The sequence below is a fragment of the Ferruginibacter profundus genome, assembly GCF_054783275.1.
In genome coordinates this window covers 628,219-648,560 of the sequence record NZ_BAAGQW010000002.1, presented here as the reverse complement: position 1 = coordinate 648,560, position 20,342 = coordinate 628,219, and the positions used below count along the sequence as shown (strand labels likewise).

General features: G+C 40.4%; 20 protein-coding genes. 9 read left to right on the top strand and 11 right to left on the bottom strand.

Going from position 1 to position 20,342, the window contains the following annotated elements:
- Positions 1–138 precede the first annotated feature (138 nt).
- The 6 genes from rpsD to ACYVM0_RS12980 all read left to right on the top strand — a co-directional run bounded on the left by rpsD (position 139) and on the right by ACYVM0_RS12980 (position 4,562).
- Positions 139–744: a 30S ribosomal protein S4 gene (rpsD, locus tag ACYVM0_RS13005; RefSeq protein ID WP_430987086.1), complete on the top strand. Its 606-nt coding sequence runs from the start codon at positions 139–141 to the stop codon at positions 742–744.
- A gap of 77 nt (positions 745–821) precedes the next feature.
- Positions 822–1,817 carry a DNA-directed RNA polymerase subunit alpha gene (locus ACYVM0_RS13000; protein ID WP_430987087.1) on the top strand — a complete coding sequence of 332 codons (996 nt, stop codon included), beginning with the start codon at positions 822–824 and terminating at the stop codon, positions 1,815–1,817.
- 99 nt (positions 1,818–1,916) lie between these two features.
- Positions 1,917–2,447 (top strand): bL17 family ribosomal protein, encoded by a 531-nt coding sequence (rplQ, locus tag ACYVM0_RS12995; protein ID WP_460557723.1) that lies wholly within the window; start codon positions 1,917–1,919, stop codon positions 2,445–2,447.
- A gap of 164 nt (positions 2,448–2,611) precedes the next feature.
- Positions 2,612–3,715 carry a carbamoyl-phosphate synthase small subunit gene (carA, locus tag ACYVM0_RS12990; protein ID WP_460557721.1) on the top strand — a complete coding sequence of 368 codons (1,104 nt, stop codon included), beginning with the start codon at positions 2,612–2,614 and terminating at the stop codon, positions 3,713–3,715.
- A gap of 65 nt (positions 3,716–3,780) precedes the next feature.
- Complete coding sequence (aroQ, locus tag ACYVM0_RS12985) at positions 3,781–4,203, top strand: type II 3-dehydroquinate dehydratase (protein WP_460557719.1); 423 nt, start codon at positions 3,781–3,783, stop codon at positions 4,201–4,203.
- An 8-nt stretch (positions 4,204–4,211) separates the two neighbouring features.
- On the top strand, positions 4,212–4,562 hold the full coding sequence (locus ACYVM0_RS12980; protein WP_460557717.1) for a hypothetical protein: 351 nt from the start codon (positions 4,212–4,214) through the stop codon (positions 4,560–4,562).
- Positions 4,563–4,564: 2 nt separating this feature from the next.
- On the opposite strand, the gene ACYVM0_RS12975 is transcribed toward ACYVM0_RS12980, so the two are convergent.
- The 5 genes from ACYVM0_RS12975 to glmS all read right to left on the bottom strand — a co-directional run bounded on the left by ACYVM0_RS12975 (position 4,565) and on the right by glmS (position 10,629).
- The gene (locus ACYVM0_RS12975; RefSeq protein WP_460557715.1) at positions 4,565–4,825 is read right to left on the bottom strand and encodes a hypothetical protein; all 261 of its coding nucleotides are present in this window, start codon (positions 4,823–4,825) and stop codon (positions 4,565–4,567) included.
- A 154-nt stretch (positions 4,826–4,979) separates the two neighbouring features.
- Positions 4,980–5,609, bottom strand: a complete 630-nt coding sequence (locus ACYVM0_RS12970) for a peptidylprolyl isomerase (RefSeq protein WP_460557713.1) — start codon at positions 5,607–5,609, stop codon at positions 4,980–4,982.
- Positions 5,610–5,696: 87 nt separating this feature from the next.
- Positions 5,697–6,443: an SIMPL domain-containing protein gene (locus tag ACYVM0_RS12965; protein WP_460557711.1), complete on the bottom strand. Its 747-nt coding sequence runs from the start codon at positions 6,441–6,443 to the stop codon at positions 5,697–5,699.
- Between the two features lie 46 nt (positions 6,444–6,489).
- Positions 6,490–8,607 (bottom strand): DUF4954 family protein, encoded by a 2,118-nt coding sequence (locus ACYVM0_RS12960; RefSeq protein WP_460557709.1) that lies wholly within the window; start codon positions 8,605–8,607, stop codon positions 6,490–6,492.
- Between the two features lie 186 nt (positions 8,608–8,793).
- Positions 8,794–10,629 carry a glutamine--fructose-6-phosphate aminotransferase gene (gene glmS / locus ACYVM0_RS12955; RefSeq protein ID WP_460557707.1) on the bottom strand — a complete coding sequence of 612 codons (1,836 nt, stop codon included), beginning with the start codon at positions 10,627–10,629 and terminating at the stop codon, positions 8,794–8,796.
- A 239-nt stretch (positions 10,630–10,868) separates the two neighbouring features.
- Here glmS and ACYVM0_RS12950 point away from each other — a divergent pair, with 239 nt between their 5' ends.
- Positions 10,869–11,417: a histidine phosphatase family protein gene (locus ACYVM0_RS12950; protein WP_460557705.1), complete on the top strand. Its 549-nt coding sequence runs from the start codon at positions 10,869–10,871 to the stop codon at positions 11,415–11,417.
- Here ACYVM0_RS12950 and mgtE read toward each other — a convergent pair whose 3' ends face one another.
- Complete coding sequence (gene mgtE, locus ACYVM0_RS12945) at positions 11,418–12,824, bottom strand: magnesium transporter (RefSeq protein WP_460557703.1); 1,407 nt, start codon at positions 12,822–12,824, stop codon at positions 11,418–11,420.
- 69 nt (positions 12,825–12,893) lie between these two features.
- On the opposite strand from mgtE, the gene ACYVM0_RS12940 reads away from it, so the two are divergent.
- Positions 12,894–13,274: an SET domain-containing protein gene (locus ACYVM0_RS12940; RefSeq protein ID WP_460557701.1), complete on the top strand. Its 381-nt coding sequence runs from the start codon at positions 12,894–12,896 to the stop codon at positions 13,272–13,274.
- Positions 13,275–13,344: 70 nt separating this feature from the next.
- Here the strand turns inward: ACYVM0_RS12940 and ACYVM0_RS12935 are convergent, their stop codons facing one another.
- The 3 genes from ACYVM0_RS12935 to ACYVM0_RS12925 all read right to left on the bottom strand — a co-directional run bounded on the left by ACYVM0_RS12935 (position 13,345) and on the right by ACYVM0_RS12925 (position 16,260).
- Positions 13,345–14,391 (bottom strand): agmatine deiminase family protein, encoded by a 1,047-nt coding sequence (locus ACYVM0_RS12935; RefSeq protein ID WP_460557699.1) that lies wholly within the window; start codon positions 14,389–14,391, stop codon positions 13,345–13,347.
- A gap of 82 nt (positions 14,392–14,473) precedes the next feature.
- The gene (locus ACYVM0_RS12930) at positions 14,474–15,349 is read right to left on the bottom strand and encodes a carbon-nitrogen hydrolase (protein WP_460557697.1); all 876 of its coding nucleotides are present in this window, start codon (positions 15,347–15,349) and stop codon (positions 14,474–14,476) included.
- Positions 15,350–15,381: 32 nt separating this feature from the next.
- A complete protein-coding gene (locus tag ACYVM0_RS12925; RefSeq protein ID WP_460557695.1) occupies positions 15,382–16,260 on the bottom strand; it encodes a bestrophin family protein in 879 nt (292 codons plus the stop codon).
- A 103-nt stretch (positions 16,261–16,363) separates the two neighbouring features.
- Here ACYVM0_RS12925 and ACYVM0_RS12920 point away from each other — a divergent pair, with 103 nt between their 5' ends.
- The gene (locus ACYVM0_RS12920) at positions 16,364–17,143 is read left to right on the top strand and encodes a M90 family metallopeptidase (RefSeq protein ID WP_460557693.1); all 780 of its coding nucleotides are present in this window, start codon (positions 16,364–16,366) and stop codon (positions 17,141–17,143) included.
- A gap of 95 nt (positions 17,144–17,238) precedes the next feature.
- Here ACYVM0_RS12920 and ACYVM0_RS12915 read toward each other — a convergent pair whose 3' ends face one another.
- Together ACYVM0_RS12915 and ACYVM0_RS12910 are read right to left on the bottom strand one after the other, a co-directional pair.
- Entirely contained in the window at positions 17,239–17,775 is a 537-nt protein-coding gene (locus ACYVM0_RS12915; RefSeq protein ID WP_460557691.1) for a YceI family protein, read from the bottom strand.
- Between the two features lie 247 nt (positions 17,776–18,022).
- On the bottom strand, positions 18,023–20,296 hold the full coding sequence (locus ACYVM0_RS12910) for an aconitate hydratase (protein ID WP_460557689.1): 2,274 nt from the start codon (positions 20,294–20,296) through the stop codon (positions 18,023–18,025).
- Between the last annotated feature and the right edge of the window lie 46 nt (positions 20,297–20,342).

Here is a 20,342-nt window from a genome sequence, read left to right as displayed (position 1 = left end):
GATACAGAAGAAAATTGAATTTGAAAGAAATCATAAATTCCAAATCATAAATCTAAAATAATTATTAACTGGGTGCATTATTCATTTTAAAAGGTCTTTATAATGATGCACCGACACTAAAAGACCAGTACTACAATTATGGCACGTTACACAGGCCCCAAAACAAAAATCTCAAGAATTTTTGGCGAACCTATTACCGGTAATGGTAAATGGTTAACAAAAAACAGCAACCCTCCGGGTATGCACGGCGCAACACGTAAGCGCAAAACTTTAGGCGAATACGCTTTACAGTTAAGGGAAAAACAAAAGGCAAAATATACTTATGGTTTGCTGGAAAAACAATTCCGCAAAACATTTGATGAAGCTGCACGCCGTAAAGGTGTTACCGGTGAAAACCTGATCAAATTATTGGAAGCCCGTTTAGACAACACCGTTTTCCGTATGGGTATTGCTCCAAGCCGCCAGGGCGCACGCCAGTTGGTATCTCACAAACACATCACTGTAAATGGTGAAGTATTGAATGTGCCTTCTTACAGCTGCAAACCGGGTGATGTGATTGGTTTGAAAAATAAAAGTGCTGCTAATGTTGCTATCACCGGCAACCTGCGTGGTAAAAATGCTAAGTTCAACTGGTTAGACTGGAGCGAAGCTGATACCAAAGGAACTTTTATTGCTTATCCTGAAAGAGAAAGCGTTCCTGAAAATATTAAGGAGCAGTTGATTGTGGAATTGTATTCTAAATAAGAATTGCATGTATGAGCACGCTTCAGGCGTGTTCTGCCCCTTTAATCAATCATTAAATAACAATTAATAATTTAAATATGGGAATTTTAAATTTTGTTAAACCTGATAAGATCGTTCTTCAAAAAGCAACTGAATTTGAAGCCAACTTCGAATTTCGTCCGCTGGAACCTGGTTATGGTGTAACTATCGGTAATGCTTTGCGCAGGGTTTTATTAAACTCTCTGGAAGGCTATGCTATCATCGGTATAAACATTTCTGGTGCCGACCACGAGTTTGCAACCATTAAAGGTGTTACCGAAGATGTAACTGAAGTTATATTGAACCTTAAACAAGTTCGTATTAAAAGAAAGGTAGATCAGGATATTAACGTGGAAAAAGTTACCCTTTCAATAAAAAATAAATCAGAATTTACTGCAGCAATGATTGGTGAAGCATCACCTTCTTTTGAAGTAATGAATCCTGAATTGCTGATCTGTACTATGGACAGCAGTGCAAAACTGGATATCGAGATCACTATTGGTAAAGGCCGTGGTTATGTGCCAGCGGAAGAAAATAAAGAAAAAAGTTCTCACTTCGGTTATATTCCTGTAGATGCTATTTACACTCCGATAAAGAATGTAAAATACACTATCGAAAATACCCGTGTTGAACAACGTACCGATTTTGAGAAACTGATCATGGAAGTTATTACCGACGGTACTATTCATCCTGAAGAAGCTGTAAAACAAGCCAGCCGTATCTTAATTCAGCACCTGATGATCATTACTGATGAAAACATCACTTTTGATACTAAAGAAGATAAGAAGGAAGACCTGGTTGACGAACAAACTTTGCAATTACGCAAAATGTTGAAAACACCATTGGAAGATCTGGACCTTTCAGTACGTGCCTTCAACTGTTTGAAAGCAGCTAAGATCAACTCTTTAAGCGAACTGGTACAGTACGAACAAGAAGACCTGATGAAATTCAGAAACTTCGGCCAGAAATCTTTAAGTGAAATTGAACAGGTATTGCATGAAAGAGGCTTAAGCTTCGGTATGGATCTGAGCAAATTAAAATTAGACGACGAATAAATTCTTTAACAGCTATTGGCTACAAAGCCAGTAGCTTTTTTTATAACCAGTACTTCACAAATCCTGACACGGTGTGAAGGAAATTAAAATTAAAATGTCATGCGTCACGGAGACAAAAACAACAACCTTAGCAGAACGGCTTCTCACAGAAAAGCGTTATTGATGAACTTAGGTTGCCAGCTGATCACTTACAAAAGGATCACTACTACATTGGCTAAAGCAAAAGCTTTGCGTACTTACATCGAGCCATTGATCACCAAAACAAAGAACACTGCCAGCAAAGAAGCCATCATGCACAATCACCGTATTGTGTTCAGCTACTTAAATGATAAAGCTGCTGTAAAAGAATTGTTTACTGTAGTGGCACCAAAAGTTGCTGCACGCCCGGGTGGATACACACGTATCATCAAGTTGGGCGCAAGAGCTGGTGATAATGCTGAAATTGCAATGATTGAATTGGTTGACTTTAACGAGATTTACGGTAAAGGTGTTAAAGCTGCTGCAGAACCTGCTAAAAAAACACGTAGGGCCGGTGGTGCTAAAAAGAAAGCAACTGAAGAAGCTGCCGCAGATACTACTGCAACTGCTGAAACTCCTGCAACTGATACCGCAACCGAAGAAAAAGCATAAATTGAAACCAACTGTTTATATTAAAAGCTCTGATAGTATTATCGGAGCTTTTTTTTAAGCCGTCGGACGGTTACGAACGGTCAGACGGCTTAAAAAAATAATGTGAAAAATTTTATTTGTTCATTACGCAATTGAATTAGTTTCTTTGCAAAACTTTTTGATTAATGTCTAACACCTCCTCAAAGCCTGCAATTTTAGTTTTAGAAGACGGCAACGTTTTTTATGGTAAAGCATTTGGTAAAATTGGTACCTCTACAGGCGAAGTTTGTTTTAATACCGGCATGACGGGCTACCAGGAAGTATTTACTGACCCCAGTTATTATGGCCAGGTATTGATCATGAACAGTGTACACATCGGTAACTATGGTGTAAAAGCCGGCGATGTAGAAAGCGATGGCGTAAAAGTAAAAGCTGTGATCGGCCGCAACCTGGAAGAAAAATACAGCCGCTTTATGGCTGACGCCTCTTTACAGGAATATTTTGAAGCCCAGCAGATAGTTGCTATTGATGGTATTGATACAAGGGCATTAGTAGCTCATATACGCACACAGGGCGCCATGAATTGTATTATATCCTCCGAAGTATTGGATGTAGCTGAATTAAAAGCAGCGTTAAAAAAAGTGCCTTCTATGGATGGATTGGAACTGGCTTCTGTAGTGAGCACCACGGAAGAGTATTTTTTGGGCGATGAAACAAGTGCGTTGAGAATTGCAGTATTGGATTTTGGTATCAAGAAAAATATATTGAACTGCCTGGTGGAAAGAGGCGCTTATGTGAAAGTACATCCTGCTAAAACTTCTTTTGAAAAACTGGAAGCATTTAAACCGGTGGGGTATTTCATCAGCAACGGCCCCGGCGATCCTGCACCAATGGATTATGCCGTTAAAACAGTGAAACAGATACTGGCGGCTAATAAACCTTTATTCGGTATCTGTCTCGGCCACCAGTTACTGGCATTGGCAAACGATATCCCTACTTTTAAAATGCACCATGGCCACCGTGGCTTAAATCACCCGGTAAAAAATATCATCAGCGGCAGAAGTGAGATCACTACACAGAACCATGGTTTTGGTGTTGACCCTGCAGCTGTGCGTGCCAATGCAAATGTGGAGATAACACACGTAAACCTGAATGATGACAGCATCGAAGGCATCAGGCTTAAAGATAAACCGGCTTTTTCTGTGCAATATCATCCTGAGGCCACACCGGGCCCACACGACAGCAGGTATTTATTTGATGATTTTATAAACCTGATCAACGCTAATTAAAATAGGGCTTTCGTGTAAATTATCTTTAATTAGTGTAATTGGTATTAATAAGTGAAATTCATATCATGAAAATAGCGATCATCAACGGACCAAATTTAAACCTGCTCGGAACGAGAGAAGTGGACATTTACGGGGGCGAATCTTTCGATAATTTTTTAAAGAGCATGCATGATAAATATGCCAACCTTGAAATATCCTATTTTCAAAGTAATGTAGAAGGCGAGTTAATTAACGAAATACAAAGGGTAGGTTTTAGTTCAGAAGGTATAATTTTTAACCCCGGCGGATATACGCATACTTCTGTTGCCATTGGCGATGCCATTGCTGCTGTGATTACCCCGGTAATTGAAGTACACATCTCTAATATTTTTGGCAGGGAAGAATTCAGAAAGGTCTCTCACGTTTCTGCAAAAGCCAAAGGAGTTATAAGCGGTTTGGGATTGAAAGGATATGAACTGGCTGTGGAATGGTTTTTAGATAAGAAATAAAAACAGTAATGTATTTGCTCCCTTATATTTTTCTTGTTCTCCTTATAGTTTTAGTAATTTATCTTCAAAGCGGTAATCAATCCGATTTTCAGTATGACACTGAGGCCATTTACATCGGCCCCAAAAAAATAAAAATATCCTACCGTAATATGGTCGCTATTGCCAGGGATGTTACAAGATACTATCGTAATGGAAGTGTAAGGTATTATTGTTACATTATTACAGCTATAGATGCAGATAATAAAACAAGATATATCCCATTTTTTAAAAATTCGCTGGAAAGCGAAAAATGGGAAGGATTGAAGCAACAAATTACCGAGACCAATCCCCAGGTAATTATTGATGAAAGCCTGCTTTAAAACTAGCGATACGAATTCCTGAGGAAATAAAACAAGGCAAACGCAATTACAAAAAGTACTACGGAATAAATAATTATAGCACTGGTGTTCGACTTTCTGGTCTTGCTATTGTAACGGTAACCACAACTTTCACATTTGGTATGGTGAAACATTTTAGGGCCCAGTAAACCACCCCACCAGGTATATCTTACAGGAGATACTGATTCACTGCCGCATTTTGGGCAACCATTTTCATTGTTAAATTCCTGCAGCTGATCGGGCATAAAATATTTTTATGAGGATAAAAATATGCAATCAATAGTAGTTTTCATAGCCCGTGTATTTGGTCCTTGTAGCTGTTCCGTTGCCGGTGTCTCCAGTAGCGGGTGTCTTCACCAGCCACCATGAAAAGAAGAAGCAATTAAAAACAATCTCTGCCTACAATATCACCCTCAGCATTAATGCATAGCCCACATCCTTTTTAGGATTATCTGCAATTTTTACAATGTGCAAACCCGCCGGCGTCCAAACGGTAAATAATTCTCCTTTTTTATGAGCCGCAATGGCTTCATCCAGCTGAGGCAACATTACACCACGTACAAACCAGCCTAAATCTCCGCCTTTTACTTTGGAAACCGGGTCAGCACTATACGTACTGGCCATAGAAGCAAATGTGGCTCTGCCCGATTTTATTTTTTCCATGATGGTATCTGCCAGTGAGGTGGCAAAGCGCTGGCTGTAAGTAGACGTGTCCAATACAATATGCGTAACATGATAAAAAGTATTGGGCGCCTTGAATAGAATTTTTACTAAAATGTTTTCGCCTTTAAAAGGGCCGTAGGTTTTGCCTACCTTGCCCTTATAAGCAAGACTGTCGGCCTTACCCATAAAGGCGTTGGTAGTAACTACCGCAACCGTATCAATAAAATATTTTTTCTTCAATACAAATTTTACAAAGCCGATTGGGTTAGTAGTGGTATCCAACACTTTTTTTATCTGCGCAACAGTCTGGCTTTTAGCCGCAAATAAAATACCTGTAAATAATAAACTGAAAAGAAGTTTTTTCACATTAAAAAATTGAAGAACAAAGATAAGTTTTAATTAAGAAGACAGCTTTTCAAAAGCTGTCTTCTTAAAAATATTAAAGAAATGCTGCTATTTTATAGCATATAAAACCTTTACTTCAAAGCGCAACTTTATCTTACGATAGTCAATACCGCCATCTGCAATGCCACCAAAAGAATCCAACTTTAACTCTTTCATGTATTGGGTATTGCTGTAATACCCCTTATTTCTTCCGGCCAAAACATCGGAACTTACCGACTCATCCGGCTCTGCAATGGTAATGGCTTCACCCAGTTTTTCATTTACAGACTCAGTCAGGTATCCGGCTTTTTCTTTTGCTGCTTTTACTGCCATTATCTTAAGCTGTTTCCTGTACTCTGCTATCTTGCTATGAGAGGTTCGTGTAATGCTGAAATTACTGGTGGCTTCATCATCAAGCCGGTTCACCAGGTCATCAATTAATTTAGTATTGCTGAATTTAATTTGATAGGTTATGGCAGCCATCATATCAGGGTCTTTCTTTTTGCGCCTCCATACTGTGGCCATGTTATAGCCGTCGTATGAAGCTACAGAAATATTGCTGTCGGCAATGCCAATGATTTTGCAGCTGGCTAAAAAATCGGTTTTGATCTTATCGAGGTCGGTTTTTTCTTCCCCCTTTTTTTTATATTCCCTTAAATCTACCTGAACATAGATCTCATCCGGAATGATCTCCATTTCGGCACTGCCGGTTACTGAAATTGTTTTTGGAAAAGGATAACAACCAGGTTGTGTATTTTGGGCAGTAAGTACACCGGTCAATAAAAAAGTGGCGAAGAATAAGATTATTTTTTTCATGTTATATTTTTTATGAGGATGATGTAAATATAACAATTGCATAAAATCAGAGCTTCATTTTTCGTATAACTGCTCTTACCTGCTTCTTCATTTCATCCAGCTCACCTAACTGATGTTGTATAAAACTGTTGTCTTCCAGCCTGCCTACTACATTGTTCATCTCTTCATTGGTATCGTATACCATCTTTTTAAAAGCATTGCCATAATCTTTTGCCCTGCTGTCGAAAATGCCTTTGCACATCCACTCTTTGGTAACCAGTGCCTGCTGCAGTAATTGCTTAAATAATGCCGGCGTAAATTGTTTGGGCGTGATATGCAATATTTCCAGGAGGGAAGTGTAGGCATGATTTAATTTGTCATTCGTGTAAGCGTTACCTTGCTGGCGATAAAAATCATGTAACTCATCCCAGCTTTTTACTTTGCCCGATTTAATATTGCGCTTTACTGTTTCAACTGCAGTTTTTTGTATCAGCTGCCCGCCGATATTCAGCCATTGGCTGCGTTGTATTTTTGCTGAGAGCGATTTTTTAAAGGCATCAAAACCGGTAAATTTATTTTGCTGCAGGTGCAATAATAATTCCATCACTCCATAATGCTGAATCAATTCTTTATACAACAGAACAGCCTGTGGTATTTTTAATATTTTGGTTTTACGGTGGGTATTTTCCCAACCGGTTATTTCAGCGCTGCCTTCTGCATCGGGGTGCAAACTGCCTAATATTTTTAAGCCCTCAAACATTTCATTTACGGTATCCGGTGCCAGGTAATCGTATTCTATGTGTTGTATTTTTTCAGTCCTTCGGTCACGGTCAACATATTTTTGTGCATTACGTGCCAGCGCATACATGTTGTACATAAACCAGTAGGCAGGCATCACCTGTAAGGTGTCATTGGCCACATCGTTACTGATCAAACTGAAAGGAACAGGAATATTTAATTCAGCAGGGAAATCTCCTTTGGCAATGATACTAAAGGATGCAAATTTAGAATTGTGTTTTAAACTTACACATAGCCCGGGCCAGAAGCCACGCCCCGCAATAATTTCGCCATCTGCAGCACGGCTGTTATGATTACTGCCGATAGTAGCGCCGGCAGCCATATTACTTTGTCCCATTACTACAGCGGCACATAAAAATGAATTATTATGATGCTGCTCGTGTGCAGGAAAAATCAGCGAATTCAATACTTCGCAACAGGAAATGGTGGAATTGTTACCAAGGAAAGAGTTGATGAGCCTGGCGCCATATTTTAACTGCGAATGGGAAGACATTACAAAGCGTACGGCTTTGGCGCCATAAAAAATCCGGCAGCCATAACCTACAATGCCGTTTACAATTTCGCAACCCTCTCCAATCTGCGAGGTTCTGTTTTGATCACTATTAACCGTAAGATTTTTCAATTTATTGGCGCCCTTAAAATAGGCATCGCTGCCCACCAGTACATCTTTAATGATCTTGCAATTTTTGATCACGGTTCTGTCGCCGATCTTACCGTAATGCCCATGTTGTTTATCAAAAATATTTTCTGTAAACTCTTTAAATTTATTTAATAGAGCTTCGTCATCCCTGTACTTGCTCCATAACCAGGCATCACCTGCAAGCATGCCATCAAATGGCAGCACACTGCGGCCACCATTTTCGTTACACAATTCCAGCCATACTCTTACTCTTTCTAATTCGCCTTCTTTTAAAATGCCGTTACCAAATTTTGCTTTATCGGTAGTTGCTAATTCATTTACGTTGGCAATCATCACTTCGTTACCAATAATATAGTGGCTGAGATAATTTACATTATCCACACAAACATTGTCACCAAAATCGCAACTGATGATGGTACTGTTGTATAAACCCACCGCCATTCTTAAATTATGAAACTCCAGGTAAAAAGATTCCAGCTTACCAATTCTAACCAGGCCAAAAAACTTACAGTTTTTTACCAGCTCGGCATTAAAAGAAGAAGAGACGAGGATATTATTCCAGTCATCAGATGTATTGCGGTTGCGTACTAAAATTTCAATTTCCTGCGCAATAAGTTTGCGGTAGCTGATACCATTTCGATTCTGTGCATTACGTAAATGGTATTCGTCTTTGCCTTTGGGAATAAATTGTGGGGCTACAAAATTGTAGCCGAGATTATTAACCGGGTGTTTTTGGATGATGTTCATTAAGCAATGGATAATTAATTAATGTATAATGGATAATGGATAATGGATAATGTATCCAACTTATAGACCTCTACTTGTACAGGTTAGTAAATTTAATACAATCGTATTCAGTATAAATACCGTTGCAGAATAAAAGTGGTATAACAATTTTAAAACATTTTTAATTATTCATTATACCATTATCCATTATTCTACGGTTACACTCTTTGCTAAATTCCGCGGCTTATCTACATCCACGCCTTTGGCAATACCTACATAATAGCTCAGTAATTGTAAAGGGATAGTACTTAACATGGGTGCAATAATTTCATCAGCAGGCGGCACATAAAATACATCATCGGCAAGGCCGGGAATTACATCATCGCCTTCCGTTATCACCGCAATGATCTTTCCTTTACGGGCTTTTATCTCCTGCATATTGCTCACAATTTTTTCGTGGTAGCTATCTTTTGTGGCTACAAAAACAACGGGCAGGTTTTCATCCACCAATGCAATAGGGCCATGTTTCATTTCGGCAGCAGGATAACCTTCTGCATGTATGTAAGAAATTTCTTTCAGCTTTAATGCACCTTCCAATGCAATGGGGAAGTTATAGCCACGGCCCAGGAATAAAGCATCGCCTGCAGTTTTATATTTTTCAGCAATGGCTTTTATAAGGCCGGCACTTTTTAAAAGTGCTTCCACTTTTTCCGGAACGGCATCCAGTTCTAATAACAAACCTTTGTACCTCTCTTGCGTGATGGTGCCTTTTTCAATGGCAATTTTTAATGCCATCATCATAATCACCGCAAGCTGGCCCGTGAAAGCTTTGGTAGAAGCCACACCAATTTCCGGTCCGGCATGCGTGTAGGCGCCGCCGTCACTTATTCTTGCTATGGATGAACCCACGGCATTTACAATACCAAAAATGATGGCGCCATTTTCTTTGGCTCTTTCAATGGCTACTAAAGTATCCGCAGTTTCGCCACTCTGGCTGATAGCAATAATGATATCGCCTTTGTTGATGATGGGGTTGCGGTAACGGAATTCGCTGGCGTATTCCACTTCAACCGGAATGCGGCACAGTTCTTCTATCACATATTCAGCCAACAAACCGGCATGCCAGCTGGTGCCACAGGCCACAATAATAATACGGCTGGCATTTTTAAAATGTTCAATATTATTCATTACACCACTCATCGTAATGGTACCTGCCGCAGCGTCCAATCTTCCTCTTAAGCAATCATGGATGGTGGCGGGCTGTTCAAAAATTTCCTTCAGCATAAAATGGTCGTAGCCGCCTTTTTCAATAGCTGCCAGCTCCATATCCAGTTTGGTAATAAAAGGAGTTATTTTTTCATTCCCTAAGTTTTTAAGTATCAGCTCACCGGGCCTTACTATGGCCAGTTCGTAATCGTTTACATACACTACTTCTTTGGTGTACTCCAGCATCGGGCTGGCATCACTGCCTAAAAAATGTTCTCCTTTGCCTACACCTATTACCAGGGGGCTGCCTTTTCTTGCGGCAATAATAGTTTCCGGGTCGTCCTGGTCAATCAATAAAATACAATAGGCACCGGTAATTCTTTTTAGGGCCACTCTCACAGCTTCTTCAAGTGTACAATGGTTATTGGTCTTGATATCTTCAATAAAATTCAGCAATACTTCGGTATCGGTATCACTGGTAAAATTGTATCCTTTGTTGGAGAGTTCTTTTTTTATCTGGGCATAATTCTCAATGATACCATTGTGGATCATGGCCAGTTTACCGCTGGCACTGGTGTGCGGATGTGCATTCCTGTCGCTGGGTTCGCCATGTGTGGCCCAGCGGGTGTGCCCGATGCCTATATGCGAATGCAGGTCTTTACCAATGATGCTTTCTTCCAGCTCGGCCACACGGCCTTTCTTTTTATATACTTTAAGGCCGCCATTTAAGAGCGCTACGCCTGTGCTGTCGTAGCCACGATACTCCAGGCGTTTTAAACCGGTTATAATTATCGGATATGCCTCACGAGGGCCGGTGTAACCTACAATTCCACACATAAATTTGGGGGTTTAATTTTTTGTTCCCGGCTTTAATAAGGCTGAACTGTTCTGTTGCATCTCCAAAGTTGATCTTCAGAAACGATGTTTAAGCAGGCGCACATAGTTCAGCTTTTATTGCAGCGAATAGGGTTTTAAATATTCTGCAAAATAACAAATTTGTACCATTAACCATGTTAATAGCAAGCTATTACAAGTATTATAATTAATTGGCTTATTTTAGAGTATAATCGTTGAGTATGAAAAATATTGGCTTTGTGGTTGTACTGCTGTTTATTCAATCCTGCCTGCTTGCCCAGGTGCCCAAAGGGCTATCGAAAAAAAGTAAAATTTATCTTGTAAGACATGCCGAAAAGAAAACCGGCAGCGATCCCGTTTTAACCGATGATGGCTATAAAAGGGCAGGCGCATTATTGCAGGTATTAAAAGATAAAAAACTGCACCACATTTATGTAACCCAGTTTAAACGTACGCAAATGACGGGGGATAGTTTGCGTTTGCAATCAGGTGTTGATACGATACAATATAAAGCAGATACCACCGGCGACGACCTGTATAATAAAATTCTGGCTCATGATGAAGCCGGGAAGACGTTCTTGATCATCGGGCATAGCAATACTGTACCAAAGCTGATTAAAAAATTAGGGGTTAAAGATTTTGATGCAAGAGATATTCCCGACAACGAGTTTGATAATCTTTACCTCATCACTTATAAAAAAGGAAAAGCTGTTGTAAAAAAGATGAAGTATGGAGCAGCATCCGCTGCTTCGGCAACGATGCAGCAATGATTACAGGAGGATGCCCTGTAAAAATAAATAGGCTACAGAAAAATATATGACCAGCCCGGTTACATCCACTAATGTAGCAACAAACGGGGCAGAAGATACTGCAGGATCGGCGCCTAACCGTTTTAAGATGAGCGGCAGCATGGAGCCCATCAATGAGCCCCACAATACAACACCAATTAACGAAATGCCTACACTTACTGCAATCAGGAACCAGTGAACGCCATAGAGGTCGTGCATTACGCCATTTGCCATAAGCGAATGCCAGATACAGATCCTTAAAAAACCAATTAAGCCTAAAATAGCGCCTAATGTAAATCCACTCATTATTTCTCTTCTCATTATCCGCCACCAATCAGCCACTGTAATTTCTCCCATGGCCATAGCCTGGATAATTAATGTAGAAGCCTGCGAACCGCTGTTACCGCCACTTGACGCTATCAGCGGCATAAACATTACCAACACTGTTGCTTTTGCAATCTCATCATTAAAATAAGCCAATGCAGATGCGGTAAGAAACTCACCTAAAAATAAAACGATCAGCCAGCCAGCTCTTTTTTTTATGAGCTTAAAGAATGGAGTATCTAAATAGGGTTCGTCCAGCGCCTCGGTACCCCCGATCTTCTGCATATCCTCACTGTATTCTTCTTCTGCCACCCATAACACGTCATCAATGGTAACAATGCCCAACAGTTTATTGCTTTTACTTACTACAGGCAATGCCACACGGTTATTCATTCTGAAAATTTCACTGGCAATTTCCTGGTCGTCTTCTGCCTGTAAAGAAATAAAACGGCCGTCCATCAGGTCGCTTACTTTTTTTTCAGGCGTGGCCATGATAAAATCCTTTATCCTGATGTCGTCCAGTAATTCGCCTTTATCATTCAGCACATACAATACATCAATGGTTTCGCTGCTTTTTGCATAACGGCGTATGGTATTAAAAACGTCTTCCACACTATCGTGTTCGTATACATACACGTAATCGGGTGTCATCAACCTGCCCACACTGTTTTCGGGGTAACCTAATAAAGACAGGGTTATCTTTCTTTCATCCGGGTTTAATGTTTTCACCAGTTCCCTCACCACATTACCGGGTAATTCACTTAAAAATGAAGTACGGTCATCAGGTGGCAATTCATTCAAAAGCTCCGCAGTTTTAAAAGGCGGCAATTCTTTTATGATCCTTTTTTGTGTGGGAAGTTCTAATATTTTAAATACACTCACCGCCCTGTGAATGGACAAATGAGAGATGATCTGGTTCTCAATTTCTTCGTTGGCATAAATCAGGTCGGCCACATCGCTGATGTTCTGGTGATTCAGGAAATCCTGTATCACCAGTTTATCTTCAGAAGCAATTACTTCTTCAAATTTTTGTTGCAACGATATTTCATCCAACTCTAACGCCATCGGTACTTTGTTGTTACTTTCGCAGTATTAATAGCTGCAATTTACTTGATTTAATCTTAACCTGATGTTATGCTTCAGCCATATTTATATTTAGATAAAACAGAAAAAGCCGGCAGAGGTGTTTTTACCAGCGAAGCCATTCCTGCCAATACCATTATCGAAATTTCTCCGGTGGTGGTAATGAGTAAAGAAGATCGTGTGCATTTAGATAAGACCCGGTTACACGATTATATTTTTGAGTGGGGAGAGGAGAAAGATAAATGCTGTATGGCGCTGGGCTTTATCCCCATGTACAACCATAATTATAAAAGCAACTGCCAGTATTTTATGGATTTTGAAGAAGAAATAATTTTTGTAAAAACAGTGACCGATGTGGAAGCTGATACCGAACTCACCATTAATTATAATTGCGAGTGGGATGATGACACAAAGGTTTGGTTTGATGTGTAGGAATATACCTTATGGCATGTTCTGTTGGATTGCGCCTGCGGCGCATTCGAACACGCCAGAAGGCGTGTTCCTATAGTGGTTCCTGCTGGCTCATGCAATGAAAACTGCCCAGGCCCCAGATAATTTCTGTTGAATCGATGCCCACAACTTTTCTATCAGGAAAACAGCTCTGAATAATTTGCAGCGCTTTATCATCTTTAGCACAGTTGAATATTGGTACAATCACTGCATGATTGGCAATATAAAAATTAGCATAGGATGCAGGCAAGCGTTGCTCATCATAAATCACTTCATCAGGCATGGGCAATTCCACAATGTTTAATTGCCTGCCATTGAGCAAACGCATTTGTTTTAACTGCTGCAAATTGTCCTGCAACAATTGATAGTTCTCATCCTGTTTATTTTCTTCCACCACCGTCAGCACGGTATCTTCATTGGTAAAACGAACGGTGTCATCAATGTGGCCATCGGTATCATCTCCCACAATGCCATCATTTACCCAGAGAATTTGTTCGGCGCCGTAATAATCACATAAATATTTTTCTATCTGCCCCTGGTTTAAATGCGGATTGCGATTAGGGTTTAATAAACAGGCTGTGGAGGTCATGATAGTCCCTTTGCCGTTAAACTCTACCGAGCCACCTTCCATTACAATTTTAGGATAAAAAACAGGAATGTTATAATGTTTACCAATTAAGGTCGGGATCACATCATCCAGATCGTAAGGCGGGTATTTATTGCCCCAGGCATTATAATCCCAGTCTACAATTACTTTTTTATGTTCTGCTGCATTGGGATTTATTAAAAATGCGGGACCATGGTCACGGCACCAGGCATCGTTGGTAGGATGGTAAAAGAATTCTACTTTAGCAAGATCCACACCGGCATTTTGTAAATGGCCCATGGCGAAATTTTTCATGGCTTCATCATTTACATTGATGCAAACTTTTTGCCCCAGTGTAAGTTCTTTTACAAACTGGCTGTAGAATGGATAGATCGTATTTATCTTTCCCGGCCATGACGCTTCTTTATGCGGCCAGCTTAACCATGTGGCTGCCTGGGGTGCAAATTCTGCTGGAAAGTAGTAGCCGAGTTCTTTGGGAGTCTTTGCGTTCATAGTACATAGTTAATCGCTCATGGCCAATGCTTCATGCTTCGTGTATTTATTATGAACCATGAACTATGAACCATGAACTGTTTTATCCTTCGTCAATATATCTTTTGGTAATCGGTTGATAAGAATCAATTCTTCTGTCACGTAAAAAAGGCCAGTGTGTTCTGTAGCGATCGGTTTGATTGGTATCTATTTCAATCACTTTTATTTCTTCATCATCATGAGAGGCTTTGTATACAACAGAACCGAATGGATTAGATACAAATGAACCGCCCCAGAATTTCATCGCACCATCCTGTTCCAATCCAACACGATTTACACTTACTACATGTACGCCATTAGCAACAGCATGACTGCGTTGTATGGTTTGCCAGGCATTATATTGCTCGGTATTGGTGGCTTCATCCTGCGATGTAGCCCAGCCAATTGCTGTGGGATAAAATAATATTTCTGCTCCCATCAGCGATGTAATTCTTGCGGCTTCAGGATACCATTGATCCCAGCAAATTAATACGCCTATGGTTGCAAATTTTGTTTTAAAAACTTTGTAGCCCAGGTCACCGGGAGTAAAATAAAATTTCTCGTAGTAAGCAGGATCATCAGGGATATGCATTTTGCGGTACTTGCCTAAATAAGTTCCGTCTGCATCCAAAACAGCTGTGGTGTTATGGTACAAACCTTCAGCTCTTTTCTCAAATAAAGAAGCAATGATCACCACACCCAGTTCTTTTGCCAGCGCACTTAAAGTATCTGTTACCGGGCCGGGTATAGCTTCTGCCAGTTTAAAGTTTTCATAGTCTTCCACATCACAGAAATATAACGACGTAAATAATTCCTGCAAACAAACAATTTGTGCACCTGCTGCCGCAGCTTCTTTTATTTTTTCAATTGCTTTGCTGACATTTTGTTGTTTATCTGCAAAACAACTCATTTGCACCAATGCTGTTTTTACTTTAGCCATAGATCATTTTTTAAGAGCTGCAAAGATACGATTTACAACAGTTCGCCAACCTGTTTTTGAATGTTGGCACACATTTTATCCATTGGTAAATCGTTGCTGTCGGTACCAAAAGGGTCTTCAATTTCTTCGGCTATCAATTCTAAACTGGCCAGCACATAAAAAATAAATCCCACCACCGGAATTACCAGGTAACCAAGATTAAAAACATAACCCCATGGCAAGGTCATTACATAAAAGAAAATAAATTTTTTAATGAAGGCACTGTACGAAATAGGGATAGGAGTGTTTTTAATTCTTTCGCAGGCGCCGCAGGTATCTGTAAAAGATTGCAGCTCGCTGTTGATGATAATGAGTTGCTCGCCTTTTATCTTACCGGTTTCAAATAAGGTATTTGTTTTTTTAAATAATAATGCGGCCAGTTGGTTGGGTAAATGTTTATCATGATCAATCTCTGCAAGCTCCGGGTGCATGGCTTCATCCAGTTCAAGCCTGGTGGCTTCGCTGCGCAAATGATTTTTTAACGCCACGGCATATTGCGGAATAAAACTTTTGAAAAATGTTCTGCTTTGTATATCATTCTTTGGCAGCAGCGCATTCATTTTTAAGGCAAGGTTGCGGCTGTTGTTTACCAGGGCACCCCAAAGTTTGCGGCCTTCCCACCAGCGGTCGTAAGCAGTATTGGTTCGGAATACTAATAATAAAGAAATTACAAAACCCAGCAGGCTGTGCATTACCACAATGTTTTTTACTTTATTACTTTCCGTCCAGCGCCAGTAATTGATCTCAAAAAAAGCCACAATGCCGGCGTAAAAACAGATCAGTAATATCATCGGCCACAGTTTTCTGAACGTATCCGATTTATGAATACGGAAAATAAAACTCAGCCAGTCTTTGGGGTTGTATTGAATCATATTGAATTATTGATACACAAATGTAGCCACAGTTAAGTAGTTTTACTTTCTTTATAAAATAATTAATCATGATTGGGATAGCAGTAATATAAAATAATTAATCATGATTGGGATAGCAGTAATAGCAGCAGTTATTTTCCTGGGTGTTTATTTTACTAATTCCAAAAAGCAGGAGGCCATTGCTGAGAATAATATCCTGATCAACGATGTGTTGCTGGATAACAATATTGCTTTTTTCAGAAAGCTGGATGCAAAAGAAAAGCAACAATTTGAAAATGAAGTAAGAGAGTTTTTGAGTTATGTAAGAATTACCGGTGTAAATACGCCGGTAGAAGACCTGGACAGAATATTTGTTGCAGCCGGTGCAGTGATACCCGTATTTGCTTTTAAAGGATGGAAATATTATAATCTCAGGGAAGTGTTGTTGTATGCTGATGCGATCAATCCTGAGTTTCAAACAGAAGGTGAGGGGAGAAATATTTTAGGTATGGTGGGCTCGGGCTATATGGAAGGTAAGATGCTGTTGTCGAAATTTGCGTTGCAGCAGGGATTTAAAAATGAATCGGATAAAAACAATACTGCCATTCATGAATTTGTGCACCTGATTGATAAAGCGGATGGCGATACAGATGGCATTCCCGGTCAATTATTAGCTAAACAATACAGCATTCCATGGCTGGATATGACTTACCGGCAGATGCAGGAAATACTAAAGGGAAAATCTGATATCAATCCTTACGGTGCCACCAATAAAGCAGAATTTTTTGCAGTGGTAGCAGAATATTTTTTTGAACGGCCTGACCTTCTGGAACAAAAGCATCCTGAATTATACAAGCTGTTACAGGAAATTTTTAAGCAAAACCCAAAGAGTCGTGAGTTGTGAATCGTGAGATGTAAGTACCACCCCGAAGAGTAATACCTCACGATTCACAACTCACGACTCACGCCTGACGATTCAAGCCTCACGCCTCACGTATATTATTGTTGTTCTATCAATTGAATTTCAGCGTGGATTTTCACTTCTTCGCTTACCAATACACCACCGGTTTCTGTAGCTGCATTCCAGGTAAGGCCAAATTCTTTACGGTTGATTTTACCAGAGATAGTAAAGCCAGCTTTTACATTACCCCAGGGATCTTTAGCGATACCGCCAAACTCAACAGCTAATTTTACTTGTTTGGTTACGTCTTTTATAGTTAAGTCGCCATAAAGGTCGTAAGAACCATCCTGGTCGATATTTTCGTATTTTGTGGCCACGAATTTTAAATGCGGATAGGTTTCTGCATCAAAGAAATCAGCACTTTTTAAATGTGCATCTCTTTGTTCGTTGCCTGTAGAAATAGAGGCGGTGTCTGCAGTAAAGCTGATGGTGGCTTTGGTAAAATCTTCATCGTCTGTTTCTGCATTTACGGTAAAAATGTTGAAGCTGCCGGTTACATTAGTGATCATTAAGTGTTTAACCTTAAACTGTATTTCACTGTGGGTGGGGTCCACAACCCATTTTTTTGTTGCCATTTTGTTTGATTTAGAATGCTAAGGTATATAATTAATGTTTAAACATCAAATATTTTGAGATTAATTTTTTGTTAATGGATTTTACCGGGGTGGGTCACTCCTTAAAGAGTGGCTCACCCTGTTTTTGCAATGGGCCAGCCCGTTCATGCAGCAGATTTTTTATGGGCAGCCATCTTTGAAGGGGCGCCCCACTCATAAAAAATCCCGGCCTCTAAAGCCGGGATTATAAAACTTTTTTTAACGGAGATTAATTATTCGCTGCAAATTCTCTTCGGATAATATTCAAAGCTCCACCAGCTTTAAACCACTCAATCTGTTGTTCATTGTAAGTGTGATTTACCTGTATGGTTTCGTTGCTGCCATCAGCATGGTTCAATACTACCTGTAACGATTTGTTCGGTTCAAAAGCTAATAAGCCTTCAATGTCAATAGTGTCGTCTTCTAAAATTTTATCGTAATCGGCTTTGTTGGCAAAAGTTAATGCCAGCATACCTTGCTTTTTTAAATTGGTTTCGTGGATTCGGGCAAAAGATTTTACCAGTACGGCACGTACACCTAAGTGGCGTGGCTCCATAGCCGCATGCTCACGTGATGACCCTTCACCATAGTTTTCGTCGCCTACTACTATCGTTCCAATGCCTGCAGCTTTATACGCTCTTTGTGTAGCAGGTACCGGTCCGTATTCGCCGGTCAGTTGATTTTTTACGCTGTCGGTCTTTTCATTGAAAAAGTTCAATGCACCGATCAGCATATTGTTGCTGATATTATCTAAGTGCCCACGGAATTTCAACCATGGACCTGCCATGCTGATATGATCGGTTGTACATTTTCCTTTTGCTTTGATCAATAGTTTTAAACCATTCAGATCAGTGCCTTCCCATGCAGGGAACGGATCCAATAACTGTAAACGTTTGCTATCAGGGGCCACTTTTACCACAACATTGCTGCCATCTTCAGCTGGTTTTTGATAACCGGCATCTTCTACTGCAAAGCCTTTTGGCGGTAATTCGTTACCGGTTGGAGGGTCCAGTTTTACCTGTTCGCCTTTGTTGTTGGTTAAGGTATCTGTTAACGGGTTAAAATCTAAAGTACCGGCAATTGCCATTGCGGTTACCAGTTCAGGCGAACCTACAAAGGCAAAAGTATTGGGGTTACCATCGGCACGTTTAGCAAAGTTCCTGTTGAAAGAATGTACGATGGTATTTTTTTCTGCCTTCTCTGCACCAACCCTTGCCCACATACCAATGCATGGTCCGCAGGCGTTGGCAAACACATTAGCGCCAATTTTATCAAACACACCTAAAAAGCCATCTCTTTCAATGGTATAGCGGATCTGTTCGCTGCCCGGGTTGATATTGAATTCTGCTTTTAAGGTTAAGCCTTTATCTGTTACCTGTTTTGCCAGGCTTACTGCACGGCTGATATCTTCGTAACTGGAGTTGGTACAACTACCGATAAGACCCACTTCAATTTTTGTTGGCCACCCGTTGGCCGCCGCCGCAGCTTTCATTTGAGAAATAGGCGTTGCCAGATCCGGCGTAAATGGCCCGTTTAAATGGGGTTCTAAGGTAGTCAGGTCAATTTCAATCACCTGGTCAAAATAAGCTTCAGGATTGGCATACACTTCAGGGTCGCCGGTTAAATGTGCCGCAATAGCATCAGCAGCAGCAGCAATTTCTTCACGGCCGGTAGCTTTTAAATAGCGGCTCATGCTTTCATCATAACCAAAAGTTGAAGTGGTAGCGCCAATTTCGGCACCCATGTTACAAATGGTTCCTTTACCTGTACAACTCATGCTGGTAGCGCCTTCACCAAAATATTCCACCACTGCACCGGTACCGCCTTTTACAGTAAGAATGCCGGCCACTTTTAAAATCACATCTTTCGGAGCCGTCCAGCCATTTAATTTGCCGGTGAGTTTTACACCTATCAGTTTCGGCATTTTTAATTCCCATGGTAAACCTGCCATTACATCACAGGCATCTGCGCCACCCACACCAATAGCAATCATACCCAAACCACCTGCATTTACGGTGTGGCTATCGGTACCGATCATCATTCCACCGGGAAAAGCATAATTTTCCAATACTACCTGGTGAATGATACCGGCACCCGGTTTCCAGAAACCGATACCATATTTATTACTTACACTGGCTAAAAAGTCAAATACTTCACTGCTTTCTGTTACCGCCCTGCTTAAATCTGTTTTACTGTTTACCTTGGCTTCTATCAGGTGATCGCAATGTGCGGTGCTGGGCACGGCAACCTTGGTACGTCCGCTCTGCATAAACTGCAATAAAGCCATCTGTGCGGTGGCATCCTGCATAGCCACACGGTCCGGTGCAAAATCCACATAGTCTTTTCCTCTTGCGTAAGCCTTGCTGGCATTGCCTTCGGTAAGATGGGCGTATAGAATTTTTTCAGTTAATGTAAGGGGTTTACCTGTTGCTTTTCGTGCGGCTTCAATTCTGGTTGCAAAATTGGCGTACACTTTTTTAATCATTTCAATGTCGAAAGCCATGGTACAATTTTAGATTTAAGATTTATGATTTTAGATTTATGATCGG

What these genes read in the sequence shown, in the direction of transcription:
- ACYVM0_RS12915 (WP_460557691.1), bottom strand. Translation starts at nt 17,775, where the DNA reads ATGGCAACAAAAAAATGGGTTGTGGACCCCACCCACAGTGAAATACAG.
- ACYVM0_RS12965 (WP_460557711.1), bottom strand. Translation starts at nt 6,443, where the DNA reads ATGAAAAAAATAATCTTATTCTTCGCCACTTTTTTATTGACCGGTGTA.
- ACYVM0_RS12980 (WP_460557717.1), top strand. Translation starts at nt 4,212, where the DNA reads ATGTATTTGCTCCCTTATATTTTTCTTGTTCTCCTTATAGTTTTAGTA.
- ACYVM0_RS12975 (WP_460557715.1), bottom strand. Translation starts at nt 4,825, where the DNA reads ATGCCCGATCAGCTGCAGGAATTTAACAATGAAAATGGTTGCCCAAAA.
- rplQ (WP_460557723.1), top strand. Translation starts at nt 1,917, where the DNA reads ATGCGTCACGGAGACAAAAACAACAACCTTAGCAGAACGGCTTCTCAC.
- glmS (WP_460557707.1), bottom strand. Translation starts at nt 10,629, where the DNA reads ATGTGTGGAATTGTAGGTTACACCGGCCCTCGTGAGGCATATCCGATA.
- ACYVM0_RS12940 (WP_460557701.1), top strand. Translation starts at nt 12,894, where the DNA reads ATGCTTCAGCCATATTTATATTTAGATAAAACAGAAAAAGCCGGCAGA.
- ACYVM0_RS12925 (WP_460557695.1), bottom strand. Translation starts at nt 16,260, where the DNA reads ATGATTCAATACAACCCCAAAGACTGGCTGAGTTTTATTTTCCGTATT.
- ACYVM0_RS12910 (WP_460557689.1), bottom strand. Translation starts at nt 20,296, where the DNA reads ATGGCTTTCGACATTGAAATGATTAAAAAAGTGTACGCCAATTTTGCA.
- ACYVM0_RS13000 (WP_430987087.1), top strand. Translation starts at nt 822, where the DNA reads ATGGGAATTTTAAATTTTGTTAAACCTGATAAGATCGTTCTTCAAAAA.
- aroQ (WP_460557719.1), top strand. Translation starts at nt 3,781, where the DNA reads ATGAAAATAGCGATCATCAACGGACCAAATTTAAACCTGCTCGGAACG.
- mgtE (WP_460557703.1), bottom strand. Translation starts at nt 12,824, where the DNA reads ATGGCGTTAGAGTTGGATGAAATATCGTTGCAACAAAAATTTGAAGAA.
- carA (WP_460557721.1), top strand. Translation starts at nt 2,612, where the DNA reads ATGTCTAACACCTCCTCAAAGCCTGCAATTTTAGTTTTAGAAGACGGC.
- ACYVM0_RS12960 (WP_460557709.1), bottom strand. Translation starts at nt 8,607, where the DNA reads ATGAACATCATCCAAAAACACCCGGTTAATAATCTCGGCTACAATTTT.
- ACYVM0_RS12950 (WP_460557705.1), top strand. Translation starts at nt 10,869, where the DNA reads ATGAAAAATATTGGCTTTGTGGTTGTACTGCTGTTTATTCAATCCTGC.
- rpsD (WP_430987086.1), top strand. Translation starts at nt 139, where the DNA reads ATGGCACGTTACACAGGCCCCAAAACAAAAATCTCAAGAATTTTTGGC.
- ACYVM0_RS12930 (WP_460557697.1), bottom strand. Translation starts at nt 15,349, where the DNA reads ATGGCTAAAGTAAAAACAGCATTGGTGCAAATGAGTTGTTTTGCAGAT.
- ACYVM0_RS12920 (WP_460557693.1), top strand. Translation starts at nt 16,364, where the DNA reads ATGATTGGGATAGCAGTAATAGCAGCAGTTATTTTCCTGGGTGTTTAT.
- ACYVM0_RS12935 (WP_460557699.1), bottom strand. Translation starts at nt 14,391, where the DNA reads ATGAACGCAAAGACTCCCAAAGAACTCGGCTACTACTTTCCAGCAGAA.